This window comes from Chloroflexota bacterium (assembly GCA_016875875.1).
Lineage (GTDB): Bacteria > Chloroflexota > Dehalococcoidia > GIF9 > UBA5629 > 9FT-COMBO-48-23.
The window spans coordinates 142,501-165,677 of sequence record VGOP01000001.1 but is presented as its reverse complement, the minus strand read 5'-3'; the positions used below and the strand labels follow the sequence as shown (position 1 = coordinate 165,677).

The following is a 23,177-nucleotide window of genomic DNA, read 5'->3' as shown; positions in this document are numbered from 1 at the left end:
CCCCCTCAATACACTCTGTTTTTGCAGCGAGCCTTGGCCTACTCAGTAGCCTCTTAACCAAGTTGTGCTGCCAGCAACTCAGCAATGTCTGCAGCTTTGAATGATTCTTCCACCGCTTTCGCTTTAATAGCATCTTCAAACATCTGCAAACAATAAGGGCAGGCTGCAGCTACGATATCAGCTTTGGTCTCGATTGCATGCTCAATGCGCTCTTCGCTGATCCGCTTGCCAATGCGCTCCTCCATCCAGTAGCGTCCACCTCCAGCACCGCAACAAAATCCGTTCCGCCGAACACGCCTCATCTCCAGCAGCCGGGATGGCGAGACGCTGGCCAGTACCTGTCTCGGAGCCTCATATATGTCGTTGTGTCTACCGAGATAACAAGAATCGTGATAGGTTAATTTCCCATCTCTCATCAAAGCTGGTTTAATCTTACCCTGCTTCAGCAGTTCAGCGATAAACTGTGTATGATGGACAACCTCAAAATCACCACCAAACTGAGTGTACTCATTCTTAATAGTGTTAAAACAATGCGGACAGGTGGTGACTATCTTCTTTGCGTTGTAGTTCTTAAACAGCTCGATATTCTTCGTCGCCTGCATCTGAAATAGGTATTCGTTGCCTAGCCTTCTTGCCGGCTCACCACAGCAGGTCTCCTCAGGGCCAAGGATAGCAAACCTGACACCGGCAGCTTTCAATATCTTGCCCATAGCTACAGCTATCTTCATACTCCTATCTTCCAAAGCCGCAGCACAGCCTACGTAATATATCAAATCAACATTGCTCTCCTCAGATAGGAGCTTGATATCCAGTCCACTGGTCCAGTCAGTCCTGGTAAGCGTAGTTCCCCTACAACTGTGGCCTCTGGCCTCAATGCACCTCAAAGCGGCTTCACCAGTCTCAGGTACCTTAGCTTGTTCCAAGACCAAATTGCGACGCATATCCACAATCTTATCAATATGCTCAACAAATACAGGACATATTTCCTGGCAAGCACGGCAGGTGGTACATGACCAAAGCTCATCCTCAAGTATCACCTCCCCAATCAGAGACTTGGCTCCACCACCATCTGTGGGAGTAGCCGCTTTGGCGGTCAGCAAAGCACTGCTTCTATCGAGCAAATGGGCTTTCAGATCTTGTATTACCTTGCGTGGAGATAAAGGCTTGCCTGTAAGATAAGCCGGGCATCTATCCTGACACCTACCGCAGTCAGTACAGGCATCCAAATCAAAGAGTTGTTTCCAGGTAAAATCTTCTATCTTACTGACACCAAAGGTCTCAGCTTCCTCAATATTAATCGGCGCCAATGCGCCCTTGGGTCGAGACGACTTGAAAAAGACATTAACCGGTGACACGATGATATGGGTCAGCTTGTCGAATGAGAGACAGACGTAGAAAATAGCGCCTAAAGCCAGGGCGGCATGAAACCACCATAAGCCAATATACCAGGCTAACCTAGTGCTTTCGGATAAACCGGAAAACAGGCCAGCTATAGCATAGCCCACAAAAGCCCAAATCGACCACTCTGGATGGCTGTAAAATTCAGGCTGAGATAAGCCTTCTGGAATAGCCGTCAGCATACGAAAGGCTTCGATAAAGAAGCCAGTGATTACAACGACAAAGATGAGGGTTAAAACAACGGTATTGTCCAGCACGGTATTTAACCTTTCCGGCTTCTGGACATACCGACGAACCACGGCCATGATAGCGCCAACCAACATAAATACCCCACCCATATCCAGCGCAAAACTAAGGCCAAGATAAATATTCCCACTTATAAAATGAAAAACGTAATGGTCTATAACGTCGAGGGCTGTTCCAACTAGCAGAACAACAGCCCCAGCAAACAGGAGAAAATGCATTATCCCGGGGTATGGTTCGCGGAAGAATCGCCTATGAAAAATGCCATCAATTATCCCAACAACTATAAAATCCCAAATTCTCTTACCTAGATTATCCCACCTCTTATCAGGCTTACCGACTGCCCACAGGCGACAACGACGGTATATAGCATAAATAAAAATCCCAAGAGCGGCTGCACCCAGAGGATACAAGATAAGAGAACCAAAAGCTATATCCCAGAAAATTTCACGAAATGCTTCCATGGTTTACTCGTTCCTCCTTATAGCTATTTATGCACAGTTTAATCGAAGTTAAAGCTTATGCTGCTTTGGTAACTCTAAACTATGCTTGTCAGCCAGGGCAAACAACCGCTCCACAGACTGAGCGGGAGTCAGTGCCCCTCCAATCATAACCTCTAAACCATCACCAAAAGCATGATAATCAGTACCTCCCGTGGGAACAAGGGCATGCTGATTAGCGACTTTCAGTAGCTCTTCAATTATACCTGAACTGTAATCACGATAATAGACTTCTATGCCGATTAGACCTACTGATTTCAACTTGGGGACAAACTCATTTAAATCAAGGATGTCTATCGGGTGAGCTAATACAGGCAATCCTTGAGCATCTAGAATCAGCTTAACTGCTTCGGCTGGAAGCAATTTGTACCGCTCCACATATGCAGGACCATCATGACCAATGTATTTGTCAAAAGCCTCCTTCTCAGAGCCAACATAGCTTTTCTCAAACAAAGCTTGAGCTATGTGAGGCCTGCATACAGAACCTCCCTGTGCTAGCTCAGACACTCGCTGCCACTCAATTTTCATGCCCAGGCTACGCAGCTTGGCAATCATCTGCTGTGCCCGCTCTCGCCGCGAATCGCGCAATCTCTGCAAGGCAATAGCCAATTTCCGGTCAGTGTAATCAATGAAATAGCCCAAAATATGAACCTCACCATGAGGCACATCAGTATTAATCTCAACGCCGGGGATAACCACAAACGAAGGAAAAACTTCAGCGGCAGCCAAAGCTGGTACAACACCGCCTACGGTGTCATGGTCAGTAATAGCTATAGCATCCAGCCCGACTTTTACCGCCAAGGAAACAATCTCCCTAGGTTCAAGACGCCCATCGGAGGCAGTAGTATGCACATGAAGATCAGCTTTCACCTATTCCTCTTTCAGCTGTATCCGCTGTATGCTTATAGCCTTTCCCGTAGCCTCTTCTACTTCGACTAGCACCGCATCAAAACTGACAGGCCCCTCACCCATAAAAAAGCGATGAGGCATACCGGCGAGAAAGCTGCGAATTACTGATTCAGCATCAACGCCGATAACCGAATCCGCAGGACCAACCATCCCCACATCAGTAACATAAGCAGTTCCTTTAGGCAAAATGTAAGCATCAATCGTGCCTATATGAGTATGCGTACCAAGCACCGCACTTACTCTGCCGTCAAGATACCTTCCCATAGCCACCTTCTCCGAAGTAGCTTCAGCATGAAAATCAACAATAATGACCTTACTAACAGCTTTGATTTCCGATAGCAGACAATCTATAGCACGGAAAGGGCAATCGAATGCGCCAATAAAAACGCGTCCTATTAAATTGACTATTGAGACACCTTTTACTTCCAGAACACCATGGCCTGGTGCACCGGGCGGGAAATTCAAAGGGCGGAGAATAGGCAACTCACTATCCAAATAAGGAATAATCTCCTTCTTGGCCCATACATGATTCCCAGTAGTTATCACATTAACGCCACAGTCAATAAGCTCTCTGGCTGTGTCTGGCGTAATACCTATGCCACCAGCGCAATTCTCACCGTTCGCTATAACAAGGCTAAGGTCATAATCATGACACAGGCCTGGTAGAAATTGCTGCACTGCTCTTCTGCCAGGCCTGCCAACTACGTCACCTATCATTAATATACGCAATACTGTTCCTCATATTGCTTAACTTATTACTTGGCGTAATCCACTGCCCTGGTCTCCCGCATCACAGTCACTTTAATTTGACCCGGATACTCCAGAGTATCCTCTATCTTCTGAACTATGTCTCGAGCCAATCTCATAGCTCCCAGGTCATCTATCTGCTCTGGTTTAACTAGAATACGCACTTCGCGCCCCGCTTGAATAGCAAAAGCCTTCTCCACTCCAGAAAAACTAGTAGCCACATTTTCCAGAGCCTCGATACGCTTTAAGTATTGTTCCAGCGACTCACGCCGGGCTCCAAGTCTCGACCCACTTATAGCATCAGCCGTAGCAACGATAAAACCGAGGGCACTGGTTGTAGTAGCTTCACCATGATGTTCAGCGACAGCTTGAGCTATCTCAGTCGATTTGTCCCACTGCTTAACTAGGTCAGCACCTATCGAGGCATGCGGGCCTTCTATTTGATGATCCACAGCTTTACCGATATCATGAAGCAGGCCGGCTCTCTTGGCCAGTATCACATCAGCACCGATCTCAGCTGCCAGCATTCCGGCGAAGTAAGCGACCTCAAGGCTATGAGTCAACACGTTCTGCCCATAGCTGCTTCGAAACTTTAGCTTGCCGATTAACCTGATCAACTCAGGATGTAACCCTATTACTCCAACTTCACGAGTTGCGCGTTCGCCCTCATCGCGAATCGCAGTCTCAACTTCACTTTTAGCCTTCTCCACCACTTCCTCTATCCGGGCTGGATGAATACGCCCATCAAGAATAAGACTGTTCAAAGCCACCCTAGCTATTTCCCGCCTCATCGGGTCGAAACTAGTGATGGTCACCGCTTCCGGCGTATCATCAATGATTAGATCCACACCAGTAGCCTGCTCCAAAGCTCGGATATTTCGACCCTCACGGCCAATAAGCCGCCCTTTCATCTCATCACTAGGCAAAGGCACAACAGATACTGTTGTCTCTGAAACTACGTCGGTGGCACAGCGCTGGATAGTGGTAGCTAAAATTTCGCGGGCTTTGTCATCAATCTCGTTCTTTACGCGGGACTCCCATTCCCGAACACGCCGTGACGCTTCCTCACGAATCTCTTCTTCTATAGCCCGAAGCAATTCCTGTTTAGCTTCATCACTTGAAATACCTGAGATAAGCTCGAGTCGCTGCAGCTGCTTAGCTCGTATCTCCTCAAGTTGAGTTTTAACACCCTCGATTTCCCTCTCCCGGTTAGTCAGACCACGTTCGCGGCGTTCCAGAGCCTCCAGCTTGTGTTCTAGCTTCTCTTCCTTCTGAGCAAAACGCCTTTCCAGTCTCTGTAATTCAAAACGTCGCTCACGACTATCAGCTTCAGCAGCTGCTCTTACCCTGATAGCTTCTTCTCTGGCTTTCTGAAGCATATCTGTATGCGCAGCCGCTGCCTCCTCTAGTAATCGCTTAGCTTCATTTTGAGTTCGGCGGAGCTGCTGGTTAGCTAATATCTGCCTGGCAAAATAGCCGAGGAGTAAACCTAAAAGGAGAACAACCCCAACAAAAACAAAGTATATTGTTGCAGAAATCATTTAACTGCCTCACTTTCCTAAAACACCACATAATATAGAACCCCTCAATCATCCCTCTAATAATAGTAAACCTTCGCCGAGCTGGTGTCAAACAAATGTCCTATTCAGGGACATTACGCAGAGTCAGTTTGCCGCTCTTGCCACAAACGCACCACAACAGCACTAATAGTACCATAATCAAAGCCGCGCCGCCGAAGATAACCGACCAAACGGCGACGGAATTCACTATGATCCGAGCCAGACAAAACACGCGCCTTCCTTAATCCTACCCTATAAGCGGCAGCTTCATCATCCAAATCGGCCACTACCTCATTAGCTGTTTCACTAGCCACACCCTTTTGCCGCAACTCAAGTTTTATCAGCCTTCGGCTTCGAGGCCTGAATGACTGGCGACTGTCCTTCCAATATTGGGCAAAAGCTTCATCATCAATCAGGCTGCGCTCCTTTAGCTTAATAATAACTTTATCCACCACCTCATCATTGAAACCTCGACGATGTAGTCGTTGTCTTACTTCAGCCTCACTTCTAGGACGATAGCCGAGATAGTGCAAAGCGGCCTCAAAACAGTTCTGAAAAATGTCAACTTGCTTCAGTTCTTTAATCTGCTCTGCCGACAAGTGTTGGCCAACTTTGATACCAGCTGTTACTGCCACCTCATCACCGATGGAAAACGAAAAGGAGCCGTCAACAAAGACACTGACTTGCTTTTTCTTACCGTTTACCCTCAGAGCTGTAATCACCCCCACTTAAACCTCCTCGAGATACAAGCTTTTAATTTTTGCTCTGGGCGGATAACAGATATGCAGAAGAGTACAGCTTACTCGAGAACTTCCTTCGTTTCGATACCTGGGCCCGGCGAAGACATTGCCGCAGCTCTTATCTCGCGCTCTATCTTCAAAGCCAGGTCAGCATGCTGCCATAGGTAATCTCTAGAATTCTCTCGTCCCTGGCCCAACTTAAGGTCACCGTAAGTAAAAAAAGTACCGGCCTTTTTTACTATCCCCAGAGCAACGCCTAAATCAATAATATCACCTTCTTTACTTATACCACATTTACCACGCCCAAACATTATGTCAAATTCGGCAGAGCGAAAAGGAGGGGCCATTTTATTCTTCACTACCCTGGCCCGAACCCTAGTACCCACCACTTCAGAACCCTGTTTAATAGAATCAACCCGCCTCAAATCAATCCGCACTGAGCTATAAAATTTCAAGGCTCTACCCCCGGGAGTGACCTCCGGGCTACCAAAAATGATGCCCACCTTTTCCCTCAGCTGGTTAATAAAAACTACAGCGGTATGTGATTTGCTAATTGCCGCTACTAATTTCCTTAACGCCTGTGACATCAATCGCGCTTGCAAACCAATATGAGCATCACCCATCTCCCCCTCTATCTCAGCCCGAGGCACCAAGGCAGCCACACTATCAATGGCTATTATATCCACGGCTCCACTTCTTACCAGTTCTTCTGTTATCCCCAAAGCTTCCTCCCCATCATCAGGCTGGGATATGCGCAAATCTTCAACCTTCACCCCGCAATTAGCCGCGTAGGCAGTGTCAAGCGCATGCTCCGCATCGACATAGACAGCAATACCACCAAGTTTCTGAGCTTCAGCAATTATGTGCTGGGCGAGAGTGGTCTTACCTGAAGCCTCGGCACCAAAAATCTCAGTGACACGTCCTCGAGGAATGCCACCTATCCCCAAGGCTAAATCTAAACTCAGCGAGCCGGTCGGAATAGCCTCCGCTACCATTCTCGCCGAGAGTTCACCCAACTTCATAATAGAACCCTCACCAAACTGCTTCTCAATACGACTTACTGCCAGTTCCAGTGCTTTCTCTTTCTCTGAAGCCATCTCTTCCCTCCTCTAAGAGCCAAGCGAATCATAACATACGTATTATGCCAACACAACCCATAGTCAATGGATTATAATTTATAGTGGCGAAATAGGCGGAGGGCAGCTTTTATGTGCGCTCTTGCTTATCATGAAATCAATCTTCTCTTTAATTCTTTTCTCAGCTTCACCTGTAGTCAAGTAACGGTCAAGCTCGTTATAGGTTAGCCCCAACTCTCCCTCATCTGTCTGCCCCTCCCACAAACCTGCCGAAGGTGGCTTATCAATAATCTCTCTAGGGATATCCAAATACCTGGCCAAATCCCGCACCTGGCTTTTGACCAAGTTTCCCAAAGGCATAAGGTCTGAGCCACCATCTCCATGCTTGGTAAAATAGCCAACCGACAATTCACTTCTATTGCTGGCGCCCACTACTAGATAATTAAGACGGTTGGCAAAATAATAGAGGGCAACCATCCGCAGCCTGGGTTTGATATTATTTCCCGCCAGTTTCCCTGTCGCCGCATCATAGCCATCACCCGGCAAAGCCTTAATCAAAATGTCAAATACCTCATCGAGAACAACAACTTTAGTAGGTATATTAAACCTGGCAGCAACAAGCTCTGCATGCTCTCTATCGATGTTACTGCTATGACAGGGCATAATGACTCCTAGAATTGCCTCAGGAAAGGCACGCTTAGATAATACTGCAGCTACAGAGGAGTCGATCCCACCGCTCATTCCCAAGACCACCCCTTTACCCCCAGCTGCCAAGACTGTCTCTCTGATCCATGAAATGAGCTTCTGAGCTAGTTCGTCAATTGATGACTTTATCACACTAGTTGCTAGTATAACATTGCGCGAAACAGTTCACCAAGGGATGACAGAGAAAAAAACAACTCTGTTCGGGAGAAGAACATAAATAATGGTAAGTCAGGCTATATTTAACCGGATTGGGTAGCAAAGTGTTTGTGCCTTAGCAGTCTCCTTTTCCTAGGCTGGTGGAACGGAAAACCGCCTTAGCTTCGCTGCCATTTCTTTCAATTTCTTGTCTACTTTGTAATTAATGCTACTATCTTGATATGTGCCAACCTCACTTTTCGCCCCTACCTCCACACCGGTAAGAATCTCTATACCTTCATCAACGGTGCTCACCGCATATACGTGGAATTTGCCCTGTTTTACTGCATCTACCACTTCCTGCTGTAACATAAGATTTCTCAAATTCTGCTGTGGTGTGATTACACCTTGATCCCCACTAAGACCTTTAGCTTTGCAAACCTGGAAAAAGCTTTCAATTTTCTGGTTCACCCCGCCGATAGGTTGTATTTCACCTTTTTGGTTCACTGAGCCAGTGACCGCAATATTTTGCCTTATGGGCACATCCGATAAGCTGGAGAGCAGAGCATAGAGCTCTGCGGAAGCAGCACTGTCCCCTTCCACACCTTCATAAGACTGTTCAAAACACACGCTGGCAGACAGCGAAAGAGGATTGTCCTGAGCATACCTCCAACCCATATAGCCGCTGAGGATCAGAACACCCTTATCGTGAATCCTGCCACTGAGCTGGGATTCCCTTTCAATGTTGATAACGCCCCCGCGTCCCAGAAACGTCTTGCAGGTTATACGCGATGGTTTTCCGAAGGTCACATCACCTAGGCTATACAGGCTAAGACCGTTCACCTGACCTACTACTACACCTTCAACATCTATCATAATAGTTCCATTATCAATCAACTCTCTGATCCGCTCATCAGGCAGGCTATGCCGGAAGCGCCTCTCTTCAACTGCCACCTCTACATACCGCCCAGCTACAAGCGAAGCATTATCCTTACGCGCCCAATATTCTGCTTCCTGTACCAATTCCATAATCTGGGCAAATCTAGATGATAATTTCTCTTGGTCGGCCACCATTCGAGCGGCATATTCCACCACCCTAGCCACCCCAGTGGGGTCAAAATGGCGCAACTCACAATCCTCACAACAACCAGCTATAAAAGCAGCAAAAGCCATCATATTTTCTTTAGTCCTATCAATCTGAAAATCGAAATCTGCTTTTACCCTAAAAGTCTCCCAGAAGTCCTCATCATAAATAGAGAGTAACTGATATAGCATACTATCACCAATGAGAACTACCTTAACATTTACCGGCATAGGTTCCGGCCTCGAGCCCTGAGAAATGATAAGCCCAAATTGCTCCATAGGGTCTTCAATGCCTACTTCTTTAGTCTTAATAGCCCGCTTCAAAGCCGGCCAGACAGCAGGATTAGTCACCACGTCCATAGCACTGAGCAATAGATAGCCACCGTTAGCCAGATGAATAGCACCGGGCTTCAACATGGTGTGGTCACTAAGATATCCGCCGAAGAAAAAACGCCTCTCCATCTTGCCAAACAGATTAGCATAGTTGGGATTGGGCTCGACGATTACCGGCGGCCCCTTGGTAACACTGTTATCCACAAATACATTCACCTGAAAAGGAAGAAAGGGGTCACGACCACGCGCAATGTAACTGGCAGGCACACCAAAGACAAATTGTGTCGGCTCTTCTTTCTCTTTAAATACATCCAGATTGTCCATAGTATAGGATTTCAAATTAGTGAGATAACGGCCAATCTTTTCTGAGTCCTTATATTCTTGCATCAGGCTATCAAATAGCCTGGCTATGGTAAAATCGGCCACTGCTTTGTCAATATTCTGCAGCTTCTCCGCTGTTTCCCTTTCTAGCTCCTTAGCTTTTTCGTAAGTAGACTGGAGCTTTCCCAGCAATTCAGCCTGCCTTTTTTCTATCTGCTCACGCACCGACTCCTCCAGTGCCGCATACTCATCCTGAGACAGAGGTTTCCCATCCACCAGAGGAATCAAGGCTGGGCCCATCGGAGTGATCTGAAATCGAAAGTTTTCCCGCTGAGCCTCTTCATCCACATCTTCGAAAAGCTTCTTTTGCTCAGACTGGCTCGTTTCTACAATCCCTTTCCTTTCTATCTTGTATTCTTCACTGGAAAACGTCTTAGCCAGCTCTTCCTTAATTCTCTGCAACAGGCTGTTTATTTGCTCTTTAAAAACTTTGCCTTTCCCTTGGGGGAGATTTAAAATCTGCGGCCTCTCAGGAGCTGTGAAGTTGTGAAGATAGAACCAATCTTCCGGAGGTTGCACCAGTTGCGACGCTTGCCTACCCTCAAGCAGTTTATCAATCTGGCTTTTGACTGCTGAGGTTTTCCCCGTCCCAGTCAGTCCAGCCACATATATATTGTACCCATCTTTATCCATAGACAAGCCAAATTCGATGGCGCGTATTGCCCTATCCTGCCCGACGAATTCCCGCAATGGCGCTAGGTCTTTAGTACATTCAAAGTCAAAAAGGGTAGGATCACATTGCCAGCGTAACTTATCTGCCGAAACTTCATATTTCTCAATGCTCATGGTTTTCTCCGTCGATATCCTAATTTTGCTTGGACTGAGATGATTTTATTATACCGCACAATTTAACTAAAAATAATAGCCTGCTACGGACACTTTAAGCACCTGCATCGGTTTTGTCAAATTGAAGTTTGACTCAGCGGCAGTTGCCAGGTAAACTATTATTCGGAGAGCAGGATGCCAATTTATGAATATATTTGCCCCGAGTGTAATTGCAGGTTTGAATTGTTACGCTCCCTAAGCAAAGCAAACGAAGATGCTTCATGCCCCCGATGCCAGCATGCTGCTAAACGAGTTCTCTCTCGGTTCTCCTCATTTTCCAAAAGCAGCGGTGGCGAATCTACACCTATAGCTGGAACCGCCGGCTCATGTTCTGGCTGTACCTCTTCCAGCTGCAGCAGCTGCAACATATAGCCTGCCCCAGTTCTTCCCAAATACCGTTTTACTAGTCAGTCCGTTTCCTGTTTACTACCTTCAATTTCAAGATACCCAAGGCAATACCGCCAATGAGCAAAGCTTCCAATATAACAGCTCCAAAACCGAACAGAGCCGCATCATAGAAAAATCCTTCGGGAAATAACCTAATCAGGTAATCCTTTGCCGGGTCAAGCATCCAGTATTCATTTGGGAAGCTAACCACGTGGAAGAGAGTAAAAAACTGCTTGAAGCCAAAGAACGCCCAAAGAGCCAGGCTAACCATCAGCCCCACAGTAATCAAGCTTCCCCAAGATAAGCCTTTGACCAATGCCCACCACCTAACCCTGAAACCCAAAAACAGTGCAAGGGCACAGATGACTATTAGGAGAAAAGCCCCTCTTTGCACCCAATAGTCCAACTGAATTAATTTTCTTACATCCTCGAGATGAGTCAACTCCCGCTCATTGAACAGGTCAAACTTTTCAAGTCCTTTGACGACCGTAATCTGTACTGTATCTATCCTTAGATTGAAGTAATCAATCAAATGCTGGGCCACATTCCTTAACTGTGGCTTATCGATATCAGTGGCCTGGCTTATTTCATATTTGTCGAAGCCATATTCATAAAGCCTAAGCTCATTTACCTCCCAGCAAATAGTGCTTGTTAGCAGCAGTACAGCCAAGCAACACACAAACAACCAATAGACTACACTTTGAGCGATCTTCATTTCACTACCCCAAAACCAAAGCTGATGATAGCCAGTATACATCCGAGTTGTCAATAGAAAAATTTTTAATTTCCTTAAAACCACCAAAGGCACTCATCTAAAACCCTGTGCTATAATTAGAGGCAGACCCCCAAGAAAAGTCTTATGTTTACCCATCTTCACGTACACAGTGAGTATAGCCTGCTTGACGGTTTATGCCGCATTCCCCAGCTTATTGCCAAAGCCAAGGCACTAGGCATGACTAGCTTAGCCATCACCGACCATGGCAGCATGCACGGCGTCATCGATTTTTACACAGCGGCCAAAGATGCTGGCGTAAAACCTATTATCGGCTGTGAAACTTATGTTGCTGAATCCAACCGTCAGAGTCGAAATGCCAGCGATAAGACTCCATACCATTTGGTCTTGCTTGCCAAAAACCAGCAAGGCTATACCAACTTGATTCAGCTGATTACCAAGGCACACCTTGAAGGCTTCTATTATAAGCCAAGGGTGGACAAAGAGCTTCTGGCACAGCACCATGAAGGCCTTATCGCACTATCCGCCTGTGCACACGGCGAACTGCCCCGCCTCATATTGGAAGGACGCCTTGAAGATGCAGCCACACAGGCCATCTGGTACAAGGAGACCTTCAACGATTATTACTTGGAAATTCAAAGGCACCCCATCCCCGAGCTCGAACCAATCAACAAAGGACTTCTTTCCCTATCTTCCAAACTAAATATACCCATTGTGGCTACCAATGACACACATTACATCAATAAAGAAGACTCGCCCATTCAAGAACTGCTGCTCTGCATCCAAACTAATACCTCCATTTACGACGAAAAAAGGCTCAAGATGGCCGGTGATTTCTTCTATCTGAAAAGTCCTAAAGAAATGGCAGAGATGTTCGCCGACTTACCCCAAGCTCTAGATAACACACAGAAAATCGCCGATATGTGCCAATTAGATATGGAGTTTGGTCGGCTTCATCTCCCAAGAATTGATTTACCCGAAGGCAAGGCAGCGGACGATTACCTGGCTGAACTCTGCTGGCAGGGGCTAAAACACCGCTATCCATCACCCACCCCAGAAATCGAACAGCGGTTGGCTTACGAACTGGAGGTTATCAAACAAACGCAATTTGCCGACTATTTTCTTGTCGTCTGGGATCTCGTCTCCTTCGCCAAAAAACAAAACATCCTTTTCGGTGTCCGAGGCAGCGCTGCCGCAAGTCTGGCTCTCTACTGTCTAGGCATCACCAACATCGACCCACTGCCTAACAAGTTGGTCTTCGAACGCTTCTTAAATATAGAGCGCCGCGAGCCACCAGACATCGATTTAGATTTCCAAGACGATCGACGTGATGAGATGATAGCCTATGTCACCCAAAAATACAGGCCTGACCATGTAGCCCAAATTATCACCTTCGGCACTTTAGGTGCCAGGGCTGCCCTCAGAGATGTAGGCAGAGCTTTAGGTATGCCTTACAGCCAGGTTGACAGAGTAGCCCGACTTGTTACACCCAGGCCGAATATAACCCTCGACCAAGCTTTAGCCGAGAATAAAAAGCTGTACGATATTTACCATGAAGATAGTGCAATCCGGAATCTGGTTGACACCGCTAAGAAGCTAGAAGGCATAGCCCGTCACGCTAGTACTCATGCCGCTGGAGTAGTCATATCCAGAGAACCCCTGACTCAATATATGCCATTGCAGCGCGCTACCAAAGACAATGAACAGGCTGCAACCATGACTCAGTTCTCTATGGAAAGCGTTGCTCGCCTCGGGCTGCTCAAACTGGATTTCCTGGGACTGGCCAATCTCACCCTCTTAGCCAAGGCCAGAGAAATAATCGCTGAAAATCGCGGCATCTCCATAGACTTGCAGCATATCCCACTAGCTGATTCAGCAACTTTTGAATTACTCGCCTCTGGAGAAACCGGCGGCATTTTTCAATTAGAAAGCGCCGGTATGCGCCGCTACATAAAGGAACTTAAGCCAACTACTTTCAATGACATCGCAGCCATGGTTGCCCTTTATCGCCCTGGGCCAATGGAGCACATACTTACATTTATTAAAGCTAAACATGGAATTGAGTCCATCCGTTATCCCCATCCCACCGTCAAGAAGATTCTAGAAGAAACTTATGGCGTCATTGTTTACCAGGACCAAGTACTCCATATAGTTCAGGCTCTAGCCGGCTACAGTTTAGGCCAAGCTGATATTTTCCGCAAAGCCATGGGGAAGAAAATATCCGAAGTGATGAAAAAGGAACGGCAAAACTTCATAAACGGTGCCAAGAAAAATGGGGTGTCTGCTGAACTAGCTACTGAGATTTTTGCCTTGATCGAGCCTTTCGCTGGCTATGCCTTCAATAAAGCCCATAGCGTGAGCTACGCCCTAATCGCTTACGAAACAGCCTATCTCAAAGCCAACTACCCCGTTGAGTACATGACTGCCTTCTTAAACACCTATGCTGCTCATTCAGACAGACTGCCCCCGGCAATTGCCGAATGCCGCCGCCTGGGTATCTCTGTATTACCTCCAAACGTTAACAAAAGCCAGGCCAGCTTCGCTATCGAGAAGGAAAATAGTAAGACAGCGATCAGCTTCAGCCTGACCGCCATTAAGAATGTCGGCTATGCAGCCATAGAGCCCATCATACTGGCTAGGGAAAAAGGCGGCCTTTTCAAATCCATCGAGGATTTCTGCCGTCGTGTTGAACTGCGTAGCATTAACAAAAAGGTTATAGAGAGTTTAATTAAAGCTGGAGCTTTTGATTCCCTGGCCCCACGAGGGGCACTTCTTCAGGCTATCGACCGAATCATATCTCTGGCCCAGTGGGAGCAACGATTAAAAGAATCGGGACAAACCAGCATGTTTGACCTCTGGGGTGATACTGTGCCGGCACCACTGCCAAACTTGAATTTGGACCATCTTGATGCTCCTCTCAAAGACAAACTTGATTGGGAAAGAGAACTGCTAGGAGTATATTTCTCTGAACACCCCCTCGCCTCAATTGCCCCCAAATTAGCCAATACTGCTACGGCACTATGTGGCGGAATAGATACTGAAATGGTCGGAGAAAAGGTGATTATCGCTGGAATGATAACCTCTATGCGGCAACTTTATACCAAAGACAGGCGACCTTTCGTCATAGCGACTCTGGAAGACCTTGACGGCAGCATCGAAGTCACTGCCTGGTCCGAGGTCTACGGCCAGACAAAAGAGATATGGCAAGAAGGCAAAATCCTCCTGGTAGAAGGTACCGTGAAATTAAGAGACGACCGAGTAGGCATTAATTGCTCTCGGGTGCGCCAGTACCAGACTGATGGTGAAGAGGAACAGGAGGCTAATCCGGCTACCCCACCCCCACAGCCTCGTAAAATAACCATTAATATCACCCAAAGCGATAAAACCGAAGAAGACGTAACACGCCTTAACCAGGTTATGGGTATTCTCGCCCACTATCCAGGGCAAGACACTGTCCTGCTTGCAATAGTCACTTCAGAAGAAACGGTCAACATGAAACTACCAAACATGATCAGCTATTGTCCAGAACTAGCACAGGAAATTTGCAGCATACTGGGGGACAACAGCCTAAAATTACAAGAAAGTCAGTGACCTATTTCGAAATACAAGGTTTTACTACCACATAAATGGCCTATCAGCCCACCACGGATAGAAGTCGGGCATATCAGTACTGGGCTTCATGGTGAAGTTCGGTGGTCTCTTCTCCAGAAATGACATGATTCCCTCGCTGGCATCTGGTTGTTGAACGAACCACCATATAGCCTTTGAATCAATCTTGTGCGTTTCCATGGGATGGTCAGCCCCCAACATTTTCCAAAGAAGCTGACGGCAAAAAGCCACGGACACCGCCGAGGTATTCTGGGCGATTTCCAAGGCGATTTCGCGTGCCCGAGGAATTAAAGTATCAGGCGGTAGCACCTCAGTCACCAACCTATGAGCCAGCGCTTCTTGAGCTCCGAACACTCTACCGCTAAGAATCCACTCCGCTGCCTTGCTCATACCAACAATACGAGGTAAGAACCACGTGCTGGCCCCTTCAGCAACTATGCCCCGTCTAGTGAAGACAAAACCGATCCTGGCATTCTCAGACGCCAGACGGATGTCCATAGGCAGCGTCATGGTAATTCCCACCCCAACAGCCGGCCCGTTGATAGCAGCGATTACCGGCTTTTTTAAGTCATACAGTGGTAAAGTGACCAAGCCGGCAAGGTCTCTATATACTTCAAAGTCACCACGACCTCCAGCTGAATGCCCTTCGAAAACCCGTGATTTAGGATCCAAATCGGCCCCGGCACAGAAAGCACGCCCGGCACCGGTCACAATTACAACCCGCACATCGTCATCAGCATCAGCCCTGCCAAAAGCGTCGACGAGCTCTTGGCACATCGTGGGAGTGAAAGCATTTAACCTCTCCGGTCTGTTGAGCGTTATTGTCATAATTCTGTCACATACCTCACATTTTATCTGGCTATATTCCATGAGTTCTCCTTTCATATTTACTTGTAGAACACAGTAAGGAAAAGATATCTTTTGTAAGTCCCTCACCAAGCAACTTAACCACTAAAATATACTTTGCAGTTCCCGTCCTGTCAAAAACTACACTAATTCAGATATCTCCGCACTCACTGCTATTCATTCCGAGCCGAGGAGCCATGGCGACAAACAAAATGCGGTATTTACAAACTGCCAAACACACATATCAGGCAGAGTTCAAACAATTAATCAGCCTGTTTTAAGTTGCTTTTATGCAAGTGGATTGATGGATGAAACACGTTCCAAGCAGAGCAAGAACTCCTTTATCTCGACACCACCACCAAAACCACCTAAGTTACCAGTGCTGTCAATTACCCGATGACACGGTATCACAATCGGCATTGGATTTCTAGCCAGGGCTTGCCCTACAGCCCTAGGTGCTTTGGGCGAATCTAACTTTTTGGCTACCCAACCATAACTCCTTGTTTCACCATAAGGGATATTGCGCACCACTTGCCACACACTCTGCTGAAAATTGGTTGCCTCAGCCATATCCAACTTGTCGGCAAAAGCTACAGGTTCACCGTCCAGGTAACGCCTTAGCCTATCAGGTAAGTCACCAAAACAGGCAGGGTCGTGGTTCCCAGAGGCGCAACCACAGCTTATAATTTGGTCATCTACTAATTCCTTTGACTTTTGAGGTAAGACGACCCTTTTCAGTCCGCGAGCTGAACCAACAACCCCCATCCACCCCAAGGAGGTATCGAATAATGCGAAGGCCAGCATATCGTCTTTTTTTGACATTTTGAAACAGTCACATAAGCCGGTAAATTAGCCAGATATCTCAGCCAGCTTTGCGCTATAAGCCTGATAGGTTTTAGAATCGTAGAGGACAAAGGATACTTCCTGTAAGGGCGTTGACCCATCACGCAAAAAAGCAATCACCGTCTCCAAAGCTACTTCGGCTGCTTCAAGCACAGGATAACCATAAACGCCGGTGCTTATCGACGGAAACGAGATACTTCTCAACTTACGAGCAGTAGCCAGCTTCAAACTCTCCAGATAGGCACTGGCCAGCAGTTCAGCCTCACCACGGCTACCACCATGCCACACCGGCCCTACGGTATGAATCACATACTTCGCTTGAAGATTCCCTCCGGTGGTTATCACAGCTTTGCCTGTATCCAGACGTCCTATTCGAGAGATAATTTGACGGCATTCATCCAATATTGCTGGCCCACCAGCCCGATGAATCGCACCATCAACACCACCGCCACCCATTAAACTTGAATTGGCAGCATTAACGATAGCATCTGTTGTTTGCCTGGTAATATCGCCTTGAATCAAGCTGAGTCTTGTTGTGCCAATAATTACTTCACTGTCCCCACTCATGGCTGTCTCCAAACAAACCCAGACAAGTTCAGGCCAATTCTGGCTCAATCAGTCCGTAATTGCCATCATCACGCCGGTACAACAAGCTAAGCGCATCATTTTCGGCGTTAATAAAAAGAAAGAAAGAATGACCCAAAAGCTCCATCTGCTCGGCTGCCTCAGCTACGGACATCGGCTTGACCGCAAAGCGCTTTACTTTAACTACCCTGGGCCAAGTCCCAGCTTCTTCCCGGTAAGCCACGTCTTCCGATACCGTTGATTGGCGAGCAAGAGAAACACCGCGTCCTTTCTCATATAATTTCCCCTTATAACGTTCGATCTGACGCTCCAATACCTCAGCCACAGCATCAACAGCTATACGAACTCCTTCACCCCTCTCTTCTCCCCTCAACAATACACCCTTACTGTTTAAAGTAACTTGTGCAGTAAAGCGGTGTTGAGGCGACTTTGTGTTCTCCTCATGTATTTCCACTTTAGCTCCAGTGATATCAGGCAAGTAGCGAGCTAATTTGCCAATCTTCTTCTGAACATAGTCTCGAACTGCTGGAGAGATCTCCATGTTCCTGCTAGAAATTTGTAGTTCCATGTCTTTACCTCCCTTATTAAACTTCCCTGGCCAAGGTCAAGCCCCATACAGAAACGGCTCCAGCAACCTTAAGTACCTCAGCGCAGGCTTCTAAAGTGGCTCCTGAGGTACATACATCATCAATCAAGATAACGCTCTTCCCATTAAGTTTTTCATCACGACAAGCGAAAGCATTTTCGACATTTCTCTTCCGCTCTTCAACGGTTGCTGTTCTGGCTTGAGGCAAGCTGTCTTTGAGGCGACGCAGACTATCATCAATCACCGGCAGAGCTATCAGTTTGCTTAGCTCCTCGGCCAGAAGAGTTGATTGATTGTAACCACGCTCCCGCAATCGTCGAGGATGAAGAGGTATTGGCACTAAGACTTCGCCGTGCACCGGGTTATCTTGAAGATAATTAGCCATTAATATAGCCAAGCAACCAGATATTGCCTTGAGATTACGATACTTTAGCTCATGTATAGCCTGGCGTGCCACTCCGTCAAAGCGAAAAACAGAACGAATGCCATCAATCTCAGTCTGTTGCCCCCAGCAAACTGGGCATAAGCCACCACTTGACTCAGGTTTGCCGCACTTTTGACAGAATGGCCGTAAAAGTCGAGGCAGCTTTTGACTACAGCCGACACACAGGAAATCCCCTATCTTCTCACACCCAACACAGCGGCGCGGAAAGAAGAAATCAACTATCTTCTCCTGGAGCTGCCCCGTCAATAGAGACAAAGCCATCACCCCAAAAGCATAAGGGAAGTGACGTGACTACTTATGAGCTATAAGCGTGAACGAGGACTAGGGCCTGTTCCACTAAAAATAGGCTCATTTAGATATACGTCGCCATTCCTGATTTTGATGTTGTAGCCGCAATCGGGATTGGTGCACACCCAAGCCTTGTAATGAATCGCCGCCCCTTGGCTACCAAAATCAGACAGCGGCACTAGATCACCGACCTTACATTTTAGACATTTAGGAAAGGAATTGTTTTCCACGATTCCACCTCCTCCAAGGGTTTAAAGTATACACTAACTGCAAGGCAATGGCAAATTTTTGTTAATCCTTTACAAGGTAACTGGCCTCTGCTAAACTTCTATTATTACCAAATATAAACTCAGCATGAGGAACTAACATGGGTACACGAGATATTAGATGGAGAGAGCGCAAAAAACCAAAAAAGGGAACCAAAAAGCCGGCTACAACTATTATCACGCCACAAATAGAAGTGGAGGTAATTAAAAAAGGTAAGAAAGCGGCACCTCCGGAAGAATAAACTAGATGGCAGCTTATTTAGAGCTTTACTACAGTGGCAAGTTAGCAGAACGGGTAAAAGCAGCCGGAGTTCTATTGGAGAATTGCCAAGTATGCCCTCGCCACTGTGGCATTAACCGACTAGCGGACGAGGCAGGGCAATGTCATACGGGTAAGCTTGCGATAGTTTCTAGCTACGTGCCACATTTTGGGGAAGAGGCACCTCTAGTCGGCAACCTTGGCTCAGGAACCATCTTTTTCACCAACTGCAACTTAAAATGTCTTTTCTGCCAGAACTACACCATCAGCCAGCTTGGCGATGGAACTGAAGCCAGCAAGGAAGAGCTAGCCAAAATGATGCTAGCTCTCCAAGCCAGAGGCTGCCACAACATAAACCTAGTCTCGCCAACCCATGTGATTCCTCAGATCCTAGAGGCGCTGGAGATAGCCATAAATCTAGGCCTAAGGTTGCCGCTGGTCTACAACTCTGGTGGTTATGATGCTGTTAAAACTCTAGAGATTTTAGATGGTATTGTAGACATTTATATGCCAGACATGAAGTATTCTAATGAGAAGACTGCTGAGGAGCTATCAGGCATAAAGAACTATCCTTCCATAAACCGAGCTGCTCTCAAGGAAATGCATCGCCAGGTAGGCGACCTCCAAATGGACGAAGATGGGATAGCTGTCCGTGGTCTCTTAATACGTCATCTGGTCTTACCCCACGAGCTTGCTGGCACAAAAGAAATAATGAAATTCATAGCTGAAGAGATTTCTCAAAACAGCTATGTCAATGTTATGGCTCAATACCATCCCTGCTACAAGGCTTTACACATACCACAATTGACCAAGCCACTATTGAGACAGGAATTCCTCGAGGCTATTGAATTAGCCAAAAGGTCTGGACTGAATCGTCTTGACAGGCTGTACCCAGTCACTGCCAGAGCGATTTAATCATGGAAATAAAGCAGACCAAAGAAGCAAATGCCCCTTCCAGGAAATCAAAGATGGAGGTTAAATGGATGTAAGATGCCTGAATTAGCTTATCTCACAGCTACAGTCTACGGTCATGTTAAAGGCGTCTACTACCGCGCCTTCACTTCTCGACTTGCTAAATCGCTGGGCTTGCGAGGCTACGTGCGTAACTTACCCCAAATGAACGCTGCTGAAATCCATGCCGAGGGCCAGAAAGAAAAACTGGAGGAGCTAATCAGGCAGCTCGAAATAGGACCACCTGAATCCCTGGTAGATCACATAGATATAAAATGGTCTGCATTCACCGGGCAATTTTCCAACTTTGAAATAAGGCACTAACCTAGGGTAAAAGCAAAGACCAGAGTTGAACTCGCTTTACTTCGCCCGAGATCTCCGGCTAAAGCCGTAGTATCGATCATTGTCTAAAAGACTCTTAAGAGTCTGAGAAGATAGTAACGCAGCGGTATCCGAGCAGGAGGTTAGCTCAGTCACCAATTCCGTAAGTGCTAACGGTTTGTTCTCCCTAGACAGAATAAGCCTGAATATCTTTTCAAGCAGTGGCAGCCTTATGTTGATAAAGCCAGGGACTTTCGAACAGCAATCCTTGATATTTGCTATCAGCGAAGTTGCCTCCATATCACTTGATTCAGAAGCCAATCGCTTTTGACAAGCTGAACAAAGACAATGTCGAGTAATAGCAGCAAAAGAGCGGCCATTCTCTTGGAACCAATCTAAATCAATGAAATAACTAGGGTCTTCTGACTTGCTGTTTTTATCTGACTCTGCCATTGTTTTATGCTTCAAGTTCAGCCTTGCCGGCTTCGATCAGCACAAGATAGCTCGCTTCGACTTCACTTGCCTGTGTTGCCTCCCGATCGACCTCATAAGGCTCACCTGCAAAAATTTTTCCGTATTCCTCTGTCTTCCCTTGGAAAGAATTGCCGGCGCTGATAAATTTCTGTCGAGCATCAACAACACTCAAATCAAACGGCAAGGTAAAATAGAGGTCGGCGATCACCTTATCCATTCCTAATTCATACAGCGTTCCCCAACCACCAGGAGCATCACCCCTGTACTTACTTATAGGCAACAAACTCAAAAGGTTCGGCACACTGAAGTAGCCGCTACCACCAAGAATCTTGAACGGAGCCACGCTAATTAAATAATCACTGGAAAGAACCACGTTTGGTACCCAAAACGTAGGCACAACAAACGGATGAGGCAAAGGATTCTCCACTTCCACCCAAATACAATCCCGAACATCCAACATCAACACCCTTGGGAAATCGTAACCCAAAGCTTGATATATTGGATACATAGACTCTCCATTGTGGGTTCCTTCAAGTATAATAATATCAGCATCGCTGACTTGTTTGATGCTCTCGATTATCAGGTTCATAGTCTCTCGACTAGTGCTAATCGGGTACGGCATTGGATAGCCAGCGTTAGGCTTGATCAAAACCCGCCGAGCTCTAGAAACCAAAGGCGGTGGCCTAAAAACAAACTCGGATGCTTCAAAAATCACCGTCTCTCAATCCTCACATCAACAATACGGTCAAAATACTAATGGCTCCATACATCTTCGCATGTTCTCTTAAACATCGAGAACTAAAACTGCACCAATCTAAAATCGCCACCCGGCAAAACAGCAACCATTTGTTCTCAATCAATCTTAAACCTCATCCCAGTCAAACGCCATTACCTCAACAACGGCTCCAGGCTTAACTTCCTTGGTGCCTTCTGGAATAACAGCTAATCCGTTTGCTTTCGTCATAGAGGTCAAAATCCCTGAGCCCTGATGACCTGTAAGACGAGCAAAATATTTACCATCTCTTCTGCTAACTATAACGCGAGCAAAAATACGGCGTCCGTCTCTATTTTTAACTGAGTCTTCCATTACCGCTGTAATATTTGGCTTAGCCAAATTGTTCCTACCCATCATCTTAAAAATGGCTGGACGGGCAAAAACTTCACATGTAATCATTGAGCTTACTGGATTGCCCGGTAAACCTAGATGAGGTACCTTTTTCCCATCACCCCTTTTGAACATACCAAAAGCTAAAGGTTTGCCTGGTTTCATACTTACTGTCCAAAAGGATACGTGTCCCTCATCTGCCAGAACCTGTTTAACTACATCATAGTCACCCAAAGAAACTCCACCAGAAGTTACCAACATATCACAGTTAAGGCTGTGGCGAACAGCTATAGCCAATTGTTCCACATCATCTGGAGCGATGCCCAAAAGCTTGGGTACACCCCCGTACCTAAGAACCTGGGCAGCTAAGCTGTAACTATTGCTATTATATATTTTCCCTGGCAGGAGAGGGTGATCAATCTCTAGGACTTCGTTACCCGTGGCTAATATACCTACCACCGGACGGCGAATCACCGAAACTCTTCCCTTTCCCAGCGAGGCTAGCACTCCAATTTCAGCAGGACGAAGCAACTTCCCCTGCTTCATTACCAATTCCCCTTTTGCTATATCCTCGCCTCGCTGACGGATATTAGAACCTCGAGGCAGGCAAACACGAATACCGATTTCAGCCCCAGAGACTAAGGTTCGCTTACGGTCAACCTCATCGGTATCCTCAAAAGGAATTACCGCGTCTGCGCCACGGGGCACGAAAGCACCGGTCATAATTCTAACGGCCGTTCCCGGTTCAACCTTCGAGTCAGAAACACAACCTGCGGCTATTTCACCAACAACACGGAGAATCTTAGGCTGCTCATAACTTGCCCCTACAATACTGCTAACCTTTA

At 46.8% G+C, this 23,177-nt stretch carries 21 protein-coding genes (1 of these 21 running past the window's edge); 4 read left to right on the top strand and 17 right to left on the bottom strand.

Going from position 1 to position 23,177, the window contains the following annotated elements; genetic code table 11:
* Positions 1-53: 53 nt before the first annotated feature.
* From FJ023_00745 to FJ023_00710, 8 genes are all read right to left on the bottom strand, one after another.
* The gene (locus FJ023_00745; GenBank protein ID MBM4445874.1) at positions 54-2,105 is read right to left on the bottom strand and encodes a 4Fe-4S dicluster domain-containing protein; all 2,052 of its coding nucleotides are present in this window, start codon (positions 2,103-2,105) and stop codon (positions 54-56) included.
* A gap of 48 nt (positions 2,106-2,153) precedes the next feature.
* A complete protein-coding gene (locus tag FJ023_00740) occupies positions 2,154-3,011 on the bottom strand; it encodes a PHP domain-containing protein (GenBank protein ID MBM4445873.1) in 858 nt (285 codons plus the stop codon).
* Positions 3,012-3,779: a TIGR00282 family metallophosphoesterase gene (locus FJ023_00735; GenBank protein ID MBM4445872.1), complete on the bottom strand. Its 768-nt coding sequence runs from the start codon at positions 3,777-3,779 to the stop codon at positions 3,012-3,014. It abuts the gene before it with no gap.
* Positions 3,780-3,805: 26 nt separating this feature from the next.
* Complete coding sequence (gene rny, locus FJ023_00730; protein MBM4445871.1) at positions 3,806-5,338, bottom strand: ribonuclease Y; 1,533 nt, start codon at positions 5,336-5,338, stop codon at positions 3,806-3,808.
* 113 nt (positions 5,339-5,451) lie between these two features.
* Positions 5,452-6,084: a regulatory protein RecX gene (locus tag FJ023_00725; GenBank protein MBM4445870.1), complete on the bottom strand. Its 633-nt coding sequence runs from the start codon at positions 6,082-6,084 to the stop codon at positions 5,452-5,454.
* Positions 6,085-6,155: 71 nt separating this feature from the next.
* Complete coding sequence (gene recA, locus FJ023_00720) at positions 6,156-7,193, bottom strand: recombinase RecA (protein ID MBM4445869.1); 1,038 nt, start codon at positions 7,191-7,193, stop codon at positions 6,156-6,158.
* Positions 7,194-7,271: 78 nt separating this feature from the next.
* Positions 7,272-7,994, bottom strand: a complete 723-nt coding sequence (gene nadE / locus FJ023_00715; protein MBM4445868.1) for an NAD(+) synthase — start codon at positions 7,992-7,994, stop codon at positions 7,272-7,274.
* Between the two features lie 171 nt (positions 7,995-8,165).
* Positions 8,166-10,595, bottom strand: coding sequence for a hypothetical protein (locus FJ023_00710; GenBank protein ID MBM4445867.1), 2,430 nt, complete (start codon positions 10,593-10,595; stop codon positions 8,166-8,168).
* Between the two features lie 174 nt (positions 10,596-10,769).
* Between FJ023_00710 and FJ023_00705 the strand changes: the two genes are divergently transcribed.
* On the top strand, positions 10,770-11,006 hold the full coding sequence (locus FJ023_00705; protein MBM4445866.1) for a zinc ribbon domain-containing protein: 237 nt from the start codon (positions 10,770-10,772) through the stop codon (positions 11,004-11,006).
* Positions 11,007-11,037: 31 nt separating this feature from the next.
* Here FJ023_00705 and FJ023_00700 read toward each other — a convergent pair whose 3' ends face one another.
* On the bottom strand, positions 11,038-11,820 hold the full coding sequence (locus FJ023_00700) for a TIGR01906 family membrane protein (protein ID MBM4445865.1): 783 nt from the start codon (positions 11,818-11,820) through the stop codon (positions 11,038-11,040).
* A 60-nt stretch (positions 11,821-11,880) separates the two neighbouring features.
* Here FJ023_00700 and FJ023_00695 point away from each other — a divergent pair, with 60 nt between their 5' ends.
* Positions 11,881-15,345 (top strand): DNA polymerase III subunit alpha, encoded by a 3,465-nt coding sequence (locus FJ023_00695; GenBank protein ID MBM4445864.1) that lies wholly within the window; start codon positions 11,881-11,883, stop codon positions 15,343-15,345.
* 24 nt (positions 15,346-15,369) lie between these two features.
* Here FJ023_00695 and FJ023_00690 read toward each other — a convergent pair whose 3' ends face one another.
* The 6 genes from FJ023_00690 to FJ023_00665 form a co-directional block, all read right to left on the bottom strand.
* Positions 15,370-16,233 carry an enoyl-CoA hydratase gene (locus FJ023_00690; protein MBM4445863.1) on the bottom strand — a complete coding sequence of 288 codons (864 nt, stop codon included), beginning with the start codon at positions 16,231-16,233 and terminating at the stop codon, positions 15,370-15,372.
* 264 nt (positions 16,234-16,497) lie between these two features.
* Complete coding sequence (locus tag FJ023_00685; GenBank protein MBM4445862.1) at positions 16,498-17,031, bottom strand: methylated-DNA--[protein]-cysteine S-methyltransferase; 534 nt, start codon at positions 17,029-17,031, stop codon at positions 16,498-16,500.
* 27 nt (positions 17,032-17,058) lie between these two features.
* Positions 17,059-17,619, bottom strand: coding sequence for an O-acetyl-ADP-ribose deacetylase (locus FJ023_00680; GenBank protein MBM4445861.1), 561 nt, complete (start codon positions 17,617-17,619; stop codon positions 17,059-17,061).
* A 28-nt stretch (positions 17,620-17,647) separates the two neighbouring features.
* Entirely contained in the window at positions 17,648-18,205 is a 558-nt protein-coding gene (gene raiA, locus FJ023_00675) for a ribosome-associated translation inhibitor RaiA (protein ID MBM4445860.1), read from the bottom strand.
* Positions 18,206-18,221: 16 nt separating this feature from the next.
* Positions 18,222-18,929, bottom strand: a complete 708-nt coding sequence (locus FJ023_00670; GenBank protein MBM4445859.1) for a ComF family protein — start codon at positions 18,927-18,929, stop codon at positions 18,222-18,224.
* A gap of 41 nt (positions 18,930-18,970) precedes the next feature.
* Positions 18,971-19,186 carry a hypothetical protein gene (locus tag FJ023_00665; protein MBM4445858.1) on the bottom strand — a complete coding sequence of 72 codons (216 nt, stop codon included), beginning with the start codon at positions 19,184-19,186 and terminating at the stop codon, positions 18,971-18,973.
* Positions 19,187-19,469: 283 nt separating this feature from the next.
* Between FJ023_00665 and FJ023_00660 the strand changes: the two genes are divergently transcribed.
* Both FJ023_00660 and FJ023_00655 read left to right on the top strand, forming a co-directional pair.
* Positions 19,470-20,396 carry a radical SAM protein gene (locus FJ023_00660; GenBank protein ID MBM4445857.1) on the top strand — a complete coding sequence of 309 codons (927 nt, stop codon included), beginning with the start codon at positions 19,470-19,472 and terminating at the stop codon, positions 20,394-20,396.
* Positions 20,397-20,471: 75 nt separating this feature from the next.
* Positions 20,472-20,756: an acylphosphatase gene (locus FJ023_00655; GenBank protein MBM4445856.1), complete on the top strand. Its 285-nt coding sequence runs from the start codon at positions 20,472-20,474 to the stop codon at positions 20,754-20,756.
* Positions 20,757-21,210: 454 nt separating this feature from the next.
* Here FJ023_00655 and FJ023_00650 read toward each other — a convergent pair whose 3' ends face one another.
* Positions 21,211-21,942: a DUF362 domain-containing protein gene (locus FJ023_00650; GenBank protein MBM4445855.1), complete on the bottom strand. Its 732-nt coding sequence runs from the start codon at positions 21,940-21,942 to the stop codon at positions 21,211-21,213.
* Between the two features lie 147 nt (positions 21,943-22,089).
* On the bottom strand, positions 22,090-23,177 hold the 3' portion of the coding sequence (locus tag FJ023_00645; GenBank protein ID MBM4445854.1) for a molybdopterin molybdotransferase MoeA. It continues 166 nt past the right edge of the window; the window shows 1,088 of its 1,254 coding nt (coding positions 167-1,254); its start codon lies off the right edge, out of view; its stop codon occupies positions 22,090-22,092.